Here is a 12,794-nt window from a genome sequence, read left to right on the forward strand (position 1 = left end):
CGAGATATTTCTAACACCGATATATGTAATAAAATCAGGATAAGGCTTTACCAAATCAATGAGTGAACAACACAACGTACTAAACCAAGAGACGATAACATTAACCAAAGCATTGATTGAACGTCAATCTGTCACACCAGAAGATGCTGGTTGCCAACAGTTAATGGACGACTATTTGTCACCGTTAGGCTTTAACATAGAGTCTATGTACTTTGTGGATACGCTCAATATGTGGGCTCGAAAAGGTGATAAGGGTCCTGCCTTTTGTTTTGCCGGTCATACAGATGTTGTCCCAGTTGGCGATCCTGCCCATTGGCAAACCCCGCCTTTTGAGCCTACTGAAATTAACGGCCATATCCACGGTCGTGGTGCGGCGGACATGAAGGGTTCATTAGCTGCAATGTTGGTAGCAACCAAACGATTTGTTACAGATTATCCTGATCACAAAGGCAGTATCGCGTTTTTGATCACCAGTGATGAAGAAGGACCATTTATTAATGGTACAACTCGAGTCATTGATACCTTAGAAGCGCGAAATGAAAAAATTGATTATTGTATTGTGGGTGAACCATCAAGTACTGACTATTGCGGTGACATAGTCAAAAACGGACGCCGAGGTTCACTCACTGCATACCTAAAAATCAAAGGCGTGCAAGGCCACGTCGCTTACCCTCACCTAGCGACTAACCCAATTCACAAAGCAGCACCGTTTTTAGCCGAGTTAACAACCACAGTGTGGGATTCAGGTAATGACTACTTTCCGCCAACTACGATGCAAATTTCGAATATGAACGGCGGTACTGGTGCAGGAAACGTAATCCCTGCGACAGTCGATGTACAATTTAACTTCCGATACTCTACCGAAGTCACCGCAGAACAACTCAAAGAGCGAGTCGTTGCTCTGTTAGCACAACATGAAATCGAATACGAATTAGATTGGATCCATAATGGCCAACCTTTTTTAACCGACGAAGGAACACTGTTAGAAGCGGTAAACGATGCTATTACAAAGGTAAATGGCAAACCTGCTACGTTGAGTACATCTGGGGGAACTTCAGATGGTCGTTTTATCGCCCCAACCGGTGCACAAGTAATCGAACTAGGTCCGTGTAATGCCACAATTCACAAAGTGGATGAAAATGTCAGTATTGAAGATTTGTTAAAACTGACCGACATGTATTACCACACTCTCGTTGGGTGTTTAGCCTAATGCAAAACCCACTTGAGGTGCTGTTTGGCTTATCAGAGCAGCATTTAACACAAGTAGAAATCGGTGATGACAAAAGTCTGGCAAAACTCCATTGCAGTGTTGTCAATGACTTTGTCGCATTGCAAGCTGAAGCACAGAGGGCGGGGTTTAACTTACAAATCGCAAGTGGGTTTCGAGGTTTTGAGCGACAAGTAATGATTTGGAACAGAAAGTTCTCTGGCCAAACGCCATGTTTTGACAAACAAGGTAAGCCACATGAGTTTTCTTCATACAGCGACACTCAAAAAATCTTCGCTATTTTGGAATACAGTGCCCTGCCAGGTTTGAGTCGCCATCACTGGGGAACCGATTTTGATTATTACGATCCAACTTTGCTCGGTAGCGCTCAATTACAATTAATTCCTAACGAGTATGAAGAGACTGGTGTTTTTGCTCCACTTAACAAGTGGCTGACTGACAACATGGGGCAATTTGGCTTTTTTAGGCCCTATCGAGAAGATTGTGGCGGAGTTGCGCGAGAGCCATGGCATTTATCTCACTTTGAAACAAGCCAAACCCTGACTTCCGATTTGGCTGCAGCCCCAACTTCTAGCTTATTAAACGCCTTAAAACAACACAACACCTTGGGGTTTGATGCAATTGCTGAAAATATCGATGTCATTGTTGAACGATTTGGTTTAAATATTTGTCTACCAGATAAATAAGCAAAGCTAAAAATAAAGGAACGAATTATGTGGTTAGCAATCGGCTTAATTGTACTTGTTTTAGGGGTCGTTATTAGCAACATCATGTTGCTTAAACACTCTTCAAAGTTTTCTATGAAAAACTTCAATCAAGATCCCATCGACAACGCTCGACAGCGTTTAGAAGAACGAGAAAAAAACAAATCAAAAAGCGACTCTGATTCAGAGTCGTAATCTACGTTGGGTTTAACTAATTGTGTGTCGAGTCAAACCCAACTTCCATAACACAATCAATGCCATATAATTTTTTGAGCTTTTGATTTAAAAAATTGACGTTTTCTCTTGCGACTTGGGTTTCTGGCTCAACGAAATTGGCGACCCACCCTGCTAATTTGCACCCTGATGCTGTTACCGCTTGTGCGGTTAACATAGCGTGATTAAGACAACCTAACCTAATACCGACGACCAGTAATACCGGTAATTTTTGCTGAGCAACCCAATCAGATAATAGCTCATCATCATTTAACGGAAGTAACCACCCTCCGGCACCTTCTACCAAAATATTATCGACTTGATGCTGAATCGCGTTTTGAGTCTGTTGCCAGTGTTGGTCGAGTAAGTCTAAGGACAAACAGCGTAGCGATCGTTTTGCCGCGATATGGGGCGCTATAGGTTCATCAAATACTATTGGATTTATATCTTCTAGTTCGAACTTACCGTCGCTCGCTTGCCACAACTTAAATGCATCTTCGTTTACAATTTGGCTTTTACCGTTAACGGTGTATTCACCAGTCCCTGCAGAAATGGGTTTAAACGGAAACACAACGCGCTTTTGTTTATTAGCAGATTCTATTAGTTTGCAACTTACAAAGGTTTTACCAACTTCAGTGTCGGTGCCGGTCACAAATAATATGGGATATTGTTGAAAAACTGTGTTTGACATAGAGACTTAATTATTACTTTTTAAGTTTGATTATTAATGCACGGTAGGTTGCTGGAAGAAGGTTTGACGCCGGATCAGCAAAGTTTTTGACGTAAGCGCTTTCCATCGCTAACCACTTCCCTTTACCGCACAATGCTTTTGATGAACGCCCTTTTACAGCATTTGCGCCCAACGACTTAAGCTCTCGAGCTAATGCTCGAGCCGACTCATAATAATAGGTATACCGTTTGGTTTGAGTCTCGACTGTTTTCCAATTCATATTGGCCAGACAATCTTGAATCGTATGTAGGGATTGATATTGGTGAATATGTTCGTCGTCATCAACCACCTGCCACGCTTGCTGTAGTTCATACAAGCTACCAGGCAATAAAGTACTGATCACCGATTCGCCACCTGGTTTTAACACCCGATAAACTTCATTCACGACGGTCTCAAAGTCACACCATTGGATCATTAAATTAGAAAACACCAAATCTACGCAATTATCCAATAAGCTCAATTGATGGCTATCACACGTTAATTTGGTTTGGGAGTTTGGATTAGCTTGCAACATAGACAAGGAAGCATCCAAACTAATTAAGTGCTCAGAAAGTTCAGAAAGCGGTTGACTAAATAAGCCTGGACCACACCCCAAATCCAAAATTATTTCACGGTTATTAACCACTGCTGGCATCAAGGTCTTTAGTAAATCTGTACCTAAATCTTTTTGTAAAACGGCCCTTTGTTGATAGGTTGTTGCTGACGAATTAAAGCATTGTTGAACGAGTGAATTATCGTCATTTTTGGATTGTGAATATGTCTTAGTCGACATTTTAATATCAGTGTTTTGTTGAAAGGCAGTTTTCATGTGTGTTGTACTCCCGAATCAACTCTGTTACTGACCGCTCTACCTAACTCATTGATTAAAAACAATATAGATTGTTCATCATGTTTGGTATTTATGGTTACGCGTAACCTTGATTGGCCTTTCGGTACCGTCGGTGTTCTCATTGCACTTAACCAAATACCTTGTTGTTTGAGCTCTTCAGCCATGTGTACAGCTCTTGATTCTTCCCCTATTAAAATAGGCTGAATAGGAGATGTACTGTCCATTAAAGGCAGGTTATTTTTAGCGGCTAAATCACGAAATAAGGCGATATTATTTTGTAATGTAATTCGTCGGTCAGCTTGGGACTGAAGCTTTTTCAAATTAACCAGAGTCGCGGCCGCTTGCAGTGGTGATATCGACGTTGAGTAAATAAATTCACGACTTATATTAATCATTAAATCAGCCAATGGCTGTTTTAAAATTAGAGCAGCCCCTTGACTGCCCAATGCTTTACCAAAGGTAATTAAATATCCGGCCATTTTAGAAACATCCGGCGTGTTAATTACTCCAAATCCATGTGCATCGTCAACATACAACAACCCATTGTGCTGTGTTAATACATCGGCAATCTCTTCAAGTGGCGCACAGTCACCGTCCATGCTGAACACACTTTCTGTCGCAACCAGTTTTAACTGGTATTCATTGTGTTGAGAAAGTTGTTTGGTTAATTGTTCGATATCATTGTGTCTAAAACGAACCTGCTTGGTCAGCTTTTGCGCTTGTGCTTTGGTTCCCGCATCAATTAAAGATGCGTGATTCAATTTGTCTTGAACCAACAACATTTTATGTTTTTGATGGTCAGCTGTTGTACACATAGCAGATATAAACGCCTGATTCGCGGCAAATCCACTGGAAAAAAGAAGACACTTGTAGTTGGCTTGGTGTATTTGACAGTCTTTGAAAACATGGGCCATCAATGCTAATTTTAGTTGCTGGTGTATGTTTTGTTCACCAACAACCAAAGGGCTAGCAGTACCCCCACTTAAAATAGGCTGCTGTAAAGACGACTCGATATCAACTAAATCCTGCAATGAAAAATCTGACGCTAGGCCAAGATAATCATTACTACTAAAATTTAAGTAATCTTTGCCCTCGAAGCGCAAGCTTTTGGCGTCCACCTTTTCAAAACTCTTACAGTCTCTGAATAAGGACGACGCTCTCTTGTCACTTAAAAAGGCTAAGGCCGCTTGTTCTAACATCATCTTTAAATTGTCATAAAAATTAAGCTTCGTAGAACAATTCTTGCTCTGGCGCTTTGTTTTGCTCAGACAACTGCTCTAACAGCGCAGCTTCTTTAGTTTCGTCAGAGTAATCTTTGGTTTGCTCGGAGTTTATTCCTAATTTTTTGAACAGTTTTTTATCAAAGTGTTCGTCTGGGTTAGCCGTTGTTAGCAGTTTACAGCCATAAAAAATAGAGTTAGCGCCAGCCATAAAACACATAGCTTGCATTTGCTCGTTCATCCCTTCTCGGCCTGCAGATAGCCTCACATACGACTTAGGCATCATGATACGAGCTACCGCGATTGTGCGAATAAACTCAAATGACTCTAAATCATCCACAGAATCTAATGGTGTACCTTCTACTTTAACCAACATATTAATTGGAACACTTTCCGGGTGACGAGGTAAGTTAGCCAACGCCATCAACAAGCCGTGGCGGTCTTTTGCGCTCTCTCCTAAACCGACAATACCGCCTGAGCAAACATTCATACCTGCAGAACGAACATTTTCTAAAGTGTTAAGACGGTCTTCGTATGTTCGTGTTGTGATAATGTCCCCGTAGTATTCTGGTGACGTATCTAGGTTATGGTTGTAGTAATCAAGGCCAGCCTCTTTAAGCGCCAGAGCCTGCTCTTTACTCAGCATGCCTAGGGTCATACAGGTTTCTAAACCGAGCTTTTTCACCCCTTTGATCATTTCGATGACATAAGGCATGTCACGGTCTTTTGGGTTACGCCACGCAGCGCCCATACAAAAGCGAGTTGAACCAATCTCTTTCGCTTCTTTTGCTCTTTTAAGAACTTTTTCTACTTCTAAAAGGCGCTCTTTTTCGAGACCGGTAGAATAACGAGCGCTTTGTGGGCAGTATTTACAATCTTCTGGACAGGCACCCGTTTTTATTGAGAGCAAGGTGCTAACTTGTACATGGTTTGGATCAAAATGCTGACGGTGGACCAACTGAGCTTTAAACATAAGATCATTAAATGGCATCTCAAACAACGCTTTTACTTCTGTGTGTGTCCAATCGTGTCTAATTTCTGCGTTCATTTTGTCTCCAATATCCTGTTCGAATTGCTTTTGTTTTTTTAGGTTGAAATACCAAACAGCCAATTCGTAAAGTCGGGCTTGTACCCTTGTAATTTTAATGGGGTTTAGTCTATCCTGCGCCCCTACCTTGTCAATTTACTAAAATCACAAAAGTTTACAATAGGACATTAAATGAACGACAAAAACGCTCATCCTACCACTAATGGCATAGATTTGGAGTTCGACAGAGATCATTTGTGGCACCCTTATACCTCGATGAAGGCCCCATTACCTGTATACCCGGTGGTTAATGCAGACGGTGTGTATATCGAGCTTGAAACAGGTGAGCGTTTAATAGATGGAATGTCATCATGGTGGTCCGTTATTCATGGATATAACAATCCATCTATTAATGACGCCATTCAACAACAACTGTCCCAAATGAGCCATGTCATGTTCGGTGGCTTGACCCATCGTCCCGCAGTTGAATTAGCTAAAAAACTCGTTGATATGACTCCCAAGGGCTTAGATAAGGTATTTCTTGCCGATAGTGGCTCAGTTTCGGTCGAGGTAGCGTTAAAAATGGCGATACAATATCAACTCGGCAAGGGCTACAAAAATAGAAATAAATTCATAACGTTAAAACATGGTTACCACGGCGACACTTTTGGCGCTATGGCTGTGTGTGACCCTAAAAACTCGATGCACAGCCTTTATGACGGTATGTTGCCACAAAACATATTCGTCGACGCACCCACATCAAAACCAGATCAACAATTTGATCCAAGTGACCTAGAGCCACTAAAACAAGCAATAGAACTGCAAGGTTCAGAGATTGCAGCGTTGATCCTCGAGCCTATTGTTCAGGGTGCTGGCGGTATGCGGTTTTATCACTCAGAATTTTTAGCTGGTGCTAAAGCCATATGTGACGCATCAGGAATTTTACTCATCGCCGACGAAATTGCGACTGGATTTGGTCGTACTGGAAAACTATTCGCTTGTGAGCATGCCAACATAACACCAGACATCATGTGCCTAGGCAAAGCATTGACTGGTGGTTACATGACACTCGCTGCAACACTTTGTACCGACAAAGTTGCACAAGGCATCAGTGATTGCGATGCGGGCGTGTTAATGCATGGCCCTACTTTTATGGGCAACCCGCTTGCATGTGCAGCTGCAAACGCCAGTCTAGCATTACTTCAAAAGGGAGAATGGCTACAACAAGTCACTCAAATTGAAAAGCTCATGAAGCGAGAGTTAGCCAAAGCTGCTGACTTGAACTCGGTACAGGAAGTTCGAGTCTTAGGTGCAATCGGTGTAATCGAGATGAAAAAGGCAGTTGATGTTGGCGAGATTCAAAAAGCATTTGTAAAAAATGGCATTTGGGTCCGACCGTTTGGAAAGCTCGTATACATCATGCCTCAATACATAATTACAGAAGAACAACTCCAGTTTTTGTGTACCAAACTTATACAAGTACTGAGTGAACAGAAAGGCTAGCTTTTGATTTAGCTTTTGATTTAGCTTTTGATCACGATGAGAAAAGCGACGACCACAATTGTTAAGAACACCAAATTATAACGACGGTGGTCGGTTTTTCGTTTATTTCTAACCTGGTTAACCAGGAGCGAAACCAGGCTTAATCCAACACTAATATACAAAGAAATAAAAAGGTATTGTTTGAGGCGATAAATCCAATGTTCTCTGACAGGAATTTGATGAAATTCAAGAATGATGTTGTTTAACTCTGGCCGAGCATAATGGAAAATCGCCAACGCAATGACAAACACGACCCATGACAATACATTTAGCGTATTGACAGTTTGCATTACCCAGTCCGGACCTGAGCGTCGATCTATGCCATCCCACATGTTACCGCTTCCTTAAATGGCCAATAAATAATCATTAAACACGATTTGTACTAATTAACGTCATGGATAGTCTATTATCACTTGTATCTCAATGACAACTAAGTAAGATTACCATCTATTTATTTTTAAACAGACTTAATTTGTAGACCGAAATTACTATGGCACATCACTCAGTAAAATCATTATTAGCGGGCGACATCACAGCCGGTGAAATCGTTACCGTTAAGGGCTGGATTCGCACCAAACGCGACTCTAAAGCGGGCATCTCATTCTTAGCCGTTCACGACGGTTCTTGTTTCGATCCAATTCAGGCCGTTGTACCTAATGACTTACCGAATTATGAAGATGTGACCAAACTCACAACTAGTTGTTCAGTGATTGTTACAGGTAAACTAGTACAATCTGAAGGTAAAGGTCAATCTCTTGAAATTCAAGCAGAAAATGTTGAAATCGTAGGTTGGGTAGAAAACCCAGACACCTACCCTATGGCCGCTAAGCGTCACTCGATAGAGTACCTTCGTGAGCATGCTCATCTGCGCCCTCGTACCAACATCATTGGTGCAGTAGCACGTGTACGTAACTGTTTATCACAAGCGATTCACCGCTTTTTCCATGAGCAAGGTTACTACTGGGTTTCTACTCCAATTATCACTGCATCTGACTGTGAAGGTGCAGGCGAAATGTTCCGCGTATCTACATTAGACATGGTTAACACACCATTAACCGACGAAGGTAAAGTAGATTACAGCCAAGACTTTTTTGGTAAAGAAGCGTATTTAACCGTATCGGGTCAGTTAAACGGCGAAACGTACGCGTGTGCGTTAAGCAAGATCTACACGTTTGGTCCAACCTTCCGTGCTGAAAACTCAAACACAAGTCGTCACCTTGCTGAGTTTTGGATGATTGAACCAGAGGTTGCGTTTGCTGACTTGAGCGACATCGCACAGCTTGCAGAAGATATGTTGAAATATGTTTTCAAAGCCGTGTTAACTGAATTACCAGATGACATGAAATTCTTTGAACAACGCGTCGAGAAAAATGCCATCAAGCGCCTAGAGCAAGTCATTGCATCTAGCTTTGTGCGCATGGACTACACGGACGCTATCGACATTCTTCTTAAATCGGGCAAAAACTTCGAGTTCCCGGTTGAATGGGGTATCGACTTATCGTCAGAGCACGAGCGTTACTTAGCAGAAGAACACGTAGGAGCGCCTATTATCATGCAAAACTACCCGCGTGATATCAAAGCCTTCTACATGCGTCAAAACGACGATGGTAAAACCGTCGCGGCAATGGACGTTTTAGCGCCAGGTATCGGCGAAATCATTGGTGGTTCACAACGTGAAGAACGCCTTGATGTATTTGATGCTCGCTTAGAAGAAATGGGCTTAGATAAAGAAGACTACAGCTGGTATCGTGACTTACGCCGTTACGGTACGGTACCTCACTCTGGTTTTGGCCTTGGTTTTGAGCGTTTAGTTGCTTACGTGACAGGTATGCAAAACGTCCGTGACGTGATTGCGTTCCCTCGTGCACCAGGCACAGCAAACTACTAATACTGAGAATATTATGAATCTAGTTGGTGTAGAGCTAAACAATAAAGAAGCCGTTATTGTTCTTATGAGCTTAAATGACGGCCTATTCAACGTAAAAGAATGCCGCACGCGCGGCATCGAGTTACGCGATCCAGAAAATGCCGAAGGGATTCAAGCCTTCCAATTTCAATTCAAAAAGATCGTAGAAGATTACAAAATTGATACCGTTGTCATTAAACAGCGCCCGATGAGAGGTAAGTTTGCTGGCAGCGCAAACAGTTTTAAAATGGAAGCGGCTATCCAGCTAATCGACGGCATTAACGTTGAGTTAGTTGCGAATAAGGACATCAAAGATACATTAAAAGAAAACCCGTTAGGCTATACCATGAAAGACTTGGAGTTGAGACAATTCCAAGAACAAGCATTTAATGCAGCCTATACATTTGCACTCAATCAAAATTAGTCTTCTAAAGCATGAACAAGCGCCTATTAGTAATCGATGACGCTGAAGATATACTGCACTTATTTTATACGCTTTTGACTGATTTAGGCTTTCGCGACATCGATCTAGTATCGACTGGTCGCGAAGCGATTTCAGCTCTGCGTTCTCATCGATATGATCTCGTCATTTTAGACATTGAACTACCAGACATAAATGGCAAACAAGTCCTTGATACCATCAATGTCGAAGGATTTGATGCGCCTGTAGTTATGTGTTCTGCGCATAATTCAGTCGACAATGTACAAGTAACGTGGGAAATGGGCGCAAAAGGCTTTTTGTCCAAACCGGTCGATCCAAACAAACTTAAAAACCTATTAGAACGAATCGGAGTCTATTCATGATCCACGCCTTGTTACTCAGTGCATCAAAAGCGGACAATACCGGATATCTAGAGCATGCAATTCCGTTAATTAGTGACTTTTTGGCCCTAAATAACACAACCACACCTCTATCCGTTATATTTGTGCCTTATGCAGGCGTGACCATCACTTTTGATGAATATACACAAAGAGTAAAGGACGCACTTTCAGCTCTACCTTTGAGTATTTCTGGCATTCACGAACACGATGACCAAGCCGGAGCAATCAAAAATGCCGACGTAGTGCTCGTGGGCGGCGGTAATACCTTTGCCCTGCTCGATCGAATGTATCATAACGACCTTATAAGTGTGATTAAAGATGCAGTAGCGTCAGGAGTTAAGTACATAGGTTGGAGTGCAGGTTCTAATGTAGCTGGTCTAAGTATCAAGACAACCAATGATATGCCAATCGTAGCTCCGCCCTCTTTTGATGCACTAGGTTTATTGCCGGTTCAAATAAACCCACACTATACTGATTTTGTTCCGCCTGGCCATCACGGCGAGACACGTCAAATGCGTTTAGAAGAATTTATGGTTCTCGAACCTAATATGCCGGTTATCGGAATCCAAGAAGGCACAGCGTTACATATAGCTAATAATAATATTGACCTCGTTGGGCCAAAAAGCGGATATTTGTTTAAAGGTGGTAAAAAACACGAATTGGCCGCAAACACGCGACTAAACGAGTGGATAAACCGTTAACATTATGAACGACTTAATAAACATTCAAAATGCAGTACGCGTCCAAGCCGAAGATATTGTAATTTTGAATTCGCCTCGTCAATACAAAGACGAACTGAAAAAACAAATCGCTAGTGCTAAACATCGCATTTATATAACGGCGTTATATTTACAAGATGACGACGCTGGGCGTGAGATCCTCGATGCGTTATACGAGGCAAAACAAAAAACACCGTCTTTAGACATAAAGGTATTCGTCGATGCTCATCGTGCTCGCCGTGGCCTCATCGGTGAAAAACAAAGCGAAGGAAATCGCGGTCTATATTTAAAATACGAAGAGCTGCGTGCAGAATCTATCGAAATATATGGCGTCGCTTGTAAAACCAAAGAGCTATTCGGGGTTCTTCACTTAAAAGGGATGGTCTTTGATGATCTACTCTTTTACACCGGAGCTTCGGTTAATGACGTCTATTTACACCAAGCTGATAAATATCGTTTAGACCGCTACTATCTCATCGAAAACACTCAATTAAGTGATAGTTTTGTAAACTTTATCAATGAGATGTTTGTAGACTCAGGTTTTGCTCCACGGTTAAACGTAGAAGAATTTCCAGAACCAGTAGAGCTCAAAAAGCGCATAGCACAATTGCGAAAGCAACTAGTTACCTCGCAATATAAAGTTACGAATAAAACGACTGATTTAGATCCGCAAAACTCATTACTCATTGAACCTTTGGTAGGATTTGGTCGACGTAAAAACGAATTAAATCAAAAAGTTCGTCGTTTGATCCAACAAAGTCAACAGCACATTACAGTGTTTACGCCCTACTTTAACCTTCCTAAAGTGTTGATCCGCGATGTTGCCAAAGCGTTAAAACGCGGCGTAAAAATAGAAATCACAGTCGGTGACAAAACCGCAAACGACTTTTATATTCACGACCAAGAAAAATTTTCAACCATTGGTATTGTGCCCTACATCTACGAAATTCTATTGGTACGATTTGCTAAACGATGGAAAAAATACATCGAAAATGGCCAATTAGTTATTCGCTTGTGGAAGCATGACTGTAATAGCTACCATTTAAAAGGCATTATTGTCGATCAGCGCTATCACTTGGTAACTGGTAGTAACATCAACCCAAGAGCTTGGTCATTAGATCTCGAAAATGGCATTTTGATTGACGACACCCAAAAGGCTTTGATGCCAAGAGTCGAACGCGAGCTAGAACTGATTTACGAACACACAAAAATCGTTGAGAGCTACCAACAGCTCGAAACCGTAAAGGACTACCCGCTCAAACCGCAAAAGTTACTCAACAAATTGCGTATGACTCAAATTGACAGAGTATTAAAACGCCTGCTTTAAACAGGCGTTTTTAATCGATTATTTACATCGCGACTGGCTTTGATCAGTTCGGTTTGTTGTTGTGTAGTTTGTTGTCCAAACGCTTTTGCTGCCCTGTCGTACAAAACAACATTAACCGCAGCCGCTAAATTCAAACTGCCTATCGTGGGCATATAAACCACAGCGTCAGCCTGATCTACGACGTCTTGTTTTATTGAGCCATCCTCTGGCCCAAATACATAAAACGCTTTTTTGGGATGTTCAAACTCAGGAAGTGGCGTAGCACCAATGGCGAAATCAATACACACCAATTTTACGTCGTCAGGTTTCTCTGCTAAAAAACTCTCAACATGACGCATATCGATTGATTGAATGTTATTTTGAGTATCGGCTGCGTGCTTTTTAGCTTTGTTGTATCTATTACCCGTGTACAAAATTTGCGGGATTTGATAACAGCCAGCGGCACGTAAAATGCCGCCTACGTTACTTGGGCTTTTAGGGTTGGTTAAACAAATGGAAACTGCGTTATTGTCCATTAGTCTCTCTTG

Annotated in this window: 15 protein-coding genes; 9 read left to right on the top strand and 6 right to left on the bottom strand. The window is 41.8% G+C overall.

Features of this window, described 5'->3' with window-relative positions:
- Nucleotides 1-58: 58 nt before the first annotated feature.
- The 3 genes from dapE to J1N51_RS02310 are packed head-to-tail and all read left to right on the top strand — an operon-like array spanning nt 59 to nt 2,127.
- Nucleotides 59-1,210 carry a succinyl-diaminopimelate desuccinylase gene (dapE, locus tag J1N51_RS02300; protein ID WP_208832392.1) on the top strand — a complete coding sequence of 384 codons (1,152 nt, stop codon included), beginning with the start codon at nt 59-61 and terminating at the stop codon, nt 1,208-1,210.
- The gene (locus J1N51_RS02305; RefSeq protein WP_208832393.1) at nt 1,210-1,914 is read left to right on the top strand and encodes a M15 family metallopeptidase; all 705 of its coding nucleotides are present in this window, start codon (nt 1,210-1,212) and stop codon (nt 1,912-1,914) included. Before dapE ends, J1N51_RS02305 begins: the two co-directional genes overlap by 1 nt.
- 27 nt (nt 1,915-1,941) lie before the next feature.
- The gene (locus J1N51_RS02310; protein WP_208832394.1) at nt 1,942-2,127 is read left to right on the top strand and encodes a DUF2897 family protein; all 186 of its coding nucleotides are present in this window, start codon (nt 1,942-1,944) and stop codon (nt 2,125-2,127) included.
- Nucleotides 2,128-2,143: 16 nt separating this feature from the next.
- Here J1N51_RS02310 and bioD read toward each other — a convergent pair whose 3' ends face one another.
- Genes bioD through bioB form a run of 4 tightly spaced genes read right to left on the bottom strand, consistent with a single transcriptional unit; the run spans nt 2,144 to nt 5,972 of the window.
- On the bottom strand, nt 2,144-2,836 hold the full coding sequence (bioD, locus tag J1N51_RS02315) for a dethiobiotin synthase (RefSeq protein ID WP_208832395.1): 693 nt from the start codon (nt 2,834-2,836) through the stop codon (nt 2,144-2,146).
- Between the two features lie 13 nt (nt 2,837-2,849).
- Nucleotides 2,850-3,683: a methyltransferase domain-containing protein gene (locus tag J1N51_RS02320; RefSeq protein WP_208832396.1), complete on the bottom strand. Its 834-nt coding sequence runs from the start codon at nt 3,681-3,683 to the stop codon at nt 2,850-2,852.
- Nucleotides 3,680-4,906, bottom strand: a complete 1,227-nt coding sequence (locus J1N51_RS02325; protein ID WP_208832397.1) for an aminotransferase class I/II-fold pyridoxal phosphate-dependent enzyme — start codon at nt 4,904-4,906, stop codon at nt 3,680-3,682. Before J1N51_RS02325 ends, J1N51_RS02320 begins: the two co-directional genes overlap by 4 nt.
- Before the next feature lie 19 nt (nt 4,907-4,925).
- The gene (bioB, locus tag J1N51_RS02330) at nt 4,926-5,972 is read right to left on the bottom strand and encodes a biotin synthase BioB (protein WP_208832398.1); all 1,047 of its coding nucleotides are present in this window, start codon (nt 5,970-5,972) and stop codon (nt 4,926-4,928) included.
- Nucleotides 5,973-6,143: 171 nt separating this feature from the next.
- On the opposite strand from bioB, the gene bioA reads away from it, so the two are divergent.
- Complete coding sequence (gene bioA / locus J1N51_RS02335; protein WP_208832399.1) at nt 6,144-7,454, top strand: adenosylmethionine--8-amino-7-oxononanoate transaminase; 1,311 nt, start codon at nt 6,144-6,146, stop codon at nt 7,452-7,454.
- Between the two features lie 20 nt (nt 7,455-7,474).
- Here the strand turns inward: bioA and J1N51_RS02340 are convergent, their stop codons facing one another.
- Nucleotides 7,475-7,825, bottom strand: coding sequence for a hypothetical protein (locus J1N51_RS02340; protein ID WP_208832400.1), 351 nt, complete (start codon nt 7,823-7,825; stop codon nt 7,475-7,477).
- 158 nt (nt 7,826-7,983) lie between these two features.
- Here J1N51_RS02340 and asnS point away from each other — a divergent pair, with 158 nt between their 5' ends.
- Genes asnS through pssA form a run of 5 tightly spaced genes read left to right on the top strand, consistent with a single transcriptional unit; the run spans nt 7,984 to nt 12,267 of the window.
- Nucleotides 7,984-9,381 carry an asparagine--tRNA ligase gene (gene asnS / locus J1N51_RS02345; RefSeq protein WP_208832401.1) on the top strand — a complete coding sequence of 466 codons (1,398 nt, stop codon included), beginning with the start codon at nt 7,984-7,986 and terminating at the stop codon, nt 9,379-9,381.
- A gap of 13 nt (nt 9,382-9,394) precedes the next feature.
- Nucleotides 9,395-9,823, top strand: coding sequence for a DUF3010 family protein (locus tag J1N51_RS02350; RefSeq protein WP_208832402.1), 429 nt, complete (start codon nt 9,395-9,397; stop codon nt 9,821-9,823).
- Between the two features lie 11 nt (nt 9,824-9,834).
- Nucleotides 9,835-10,203 carry a response regulator gene (locus J1N51_RS02355; RefSeq protein WP_208832403.1) on the top strand — a complete coding sequence of 123 codons (369 nt, stop codon included), beginning with the start codon at nt 9,835-9,837 and terminating at the stop codon, nt 10,201-10,203.
- Nucleotides 10,200-10,922 (top strand): dipeptidase PepE, encoded by a 723-nt coding sequence (gene pepE / locus J1N51_RS02360; RefSeq protein ID WP_208832404.1) that lies wholly within the window; start codon nt 10,200-10,202, stop codon nt 10,920-10,922. The genes J1N51_RS02355 and pepE overlap by 4 nt, the downstream gene beginning before the upstream one ends.
- Before the next feature lie 4 nt (nt 10,923-10,926).
- A complete protein-coding gene (pssA, locus tag J1N51_RS02365; RefSeq protein ID WP_208832405.1) occupies nt 10,927-12,267 on the top strand; it encodes a CDP-diacylglycerol--serine O-phosphatidyltransferase in 1,341 nt (446 codons plus the stop codon).
- On the opposite strand, the gene J1N51_RS02370 is transcribed toward pssA, so the two are convergent.
- Entirely contained in the window at nt 12,264-12,782 is a 519-nt protein-coding gene (locus J1N51_RS02370; RefSeq protein WP_208832406.1) for an RNA methyltransferase, read from the bottom strand. The two genes, pssA and J1N51_RS02370, sit on opposite strands and share 4 nt — an antisense overlap.
- Nucleotides 12,783-12,794 lie beyond the last annotated feature (12 nt).

Origin of the sequence: Psychrosphaera ytuae (genome assembly GCF_017638545.1) — a bacterium.
In the GTDB taxonomy this organism is placed as follows: domain Bacteria; phylum Pseudomonadota; class Gammaproteobacteria; order Enterobacterales; family Alteromonadaceae; genus Psychrosphaera; species Psychrosphaera ytuae.

Excerpts from the sequence above, each read along its gene's own strand:
- dapE (WP_208832392.1), top strand. The coding sequence starts at position 59 with ATGAGTGAACAACACAACGTACTAAACCAAGAGACGATAACATTAACC.
- J1N51_RS02340 (WP_208832400.1), bottom strand. The coding sequence starts at position 7,825 with ATGTGGGATGGCATAGATCGACGCTCAGGTCCGGACTGGGTAATGCAA.
- J1N51_RS02305 (WP_208832393.1), top strand. The coding sequence starts at position 1,210 with ATGCAAAACCCACTTGAGGTGCTGTTTGGCTTATCAGAGCAGCATTTA.
- pssA (WP_208832405.1), top strand. The coding sequence starts at position 10,927 with ATGAACGACTTAATAAACATTCAAAATGCAGTACGCGTCCAAGCCGAA.
- asnS (WP_208832401.1), top strand. The coding sequence starts at position 7,984 with ATGGCACATCACTCAGTAAAATCATTATTAGCGGGCGACATCACAGCC.
- bioA (WP_208832399.1), top strand. The coding sequence starts at position 6,144 with ATGAACGACAAAAACGCTCATCCTACCACTAATGGCATAGATTTGGAG.
- J1N51_RS02325 (WP_208832397.1), bottom strand. The coding sequence starts at position 4,906 with ATGATGTTAGAACAAGCGGCCTTAGCCTTTTTAAGTGACAAGAGAGCG.
- J1N51_RS02355 (WP_208832403.1), top strand. The coding sequence starts at position 9,835 with ATGAACAAGCGCCTATTAGTAATCGATGACGCTGAAGATATACTGCAC.
- J1N51_RS02370 (WP_208832406.1), bottom strand. The coding sequence starts at position 12,782 with ATGGACAATAACGCAGTTTCCATTTGTTTAACCAACCCTAAAAGCCCA.
- pepE (WP_208832404.1), top strand. The coding sequence starts at position 10,200 with ATGATCCACGCCTTGTTACTCAGTGCATCAAAAGCGGACAATACCGGA.
- J1N51_RS02320 (WP_208832396.1), bottom strand. The coding sequence starts at position 3,683 with ATGAAAACTGCCTTTCAACAAAACACTGATATTAAAATGTCGACTAAG.
- J1N51_RS02350 (WP_208832402.1), top strand. The coding sequence starts at position 9,395 with ATGAATCTAGTTGGTGTAGAGCTAAACAATAAAGAAGCCGTTATTGTT.
- J1N51_RS02310 (WP_208832394.1), top strand. The coding sequence starts at position 1,942 with ATGTGGTTAGCAATCGGCTTAATTGTACTTGTTTTAGGGGTCGTTATT.
- bioB (WP_208832398.1), bottom strand. The coding sequence starts at position 5,972 with ATGAACGCAGAAATTAGACACGATTGGACACACACAGAAGTAAAAGCG.
- bioD (WP_208832395.1), bottom strand. The coding sequence starts at position 2,836 with ATGTCAAACACAGTTTTTCAACAATATCCCATATTATTTGTGACCGGC.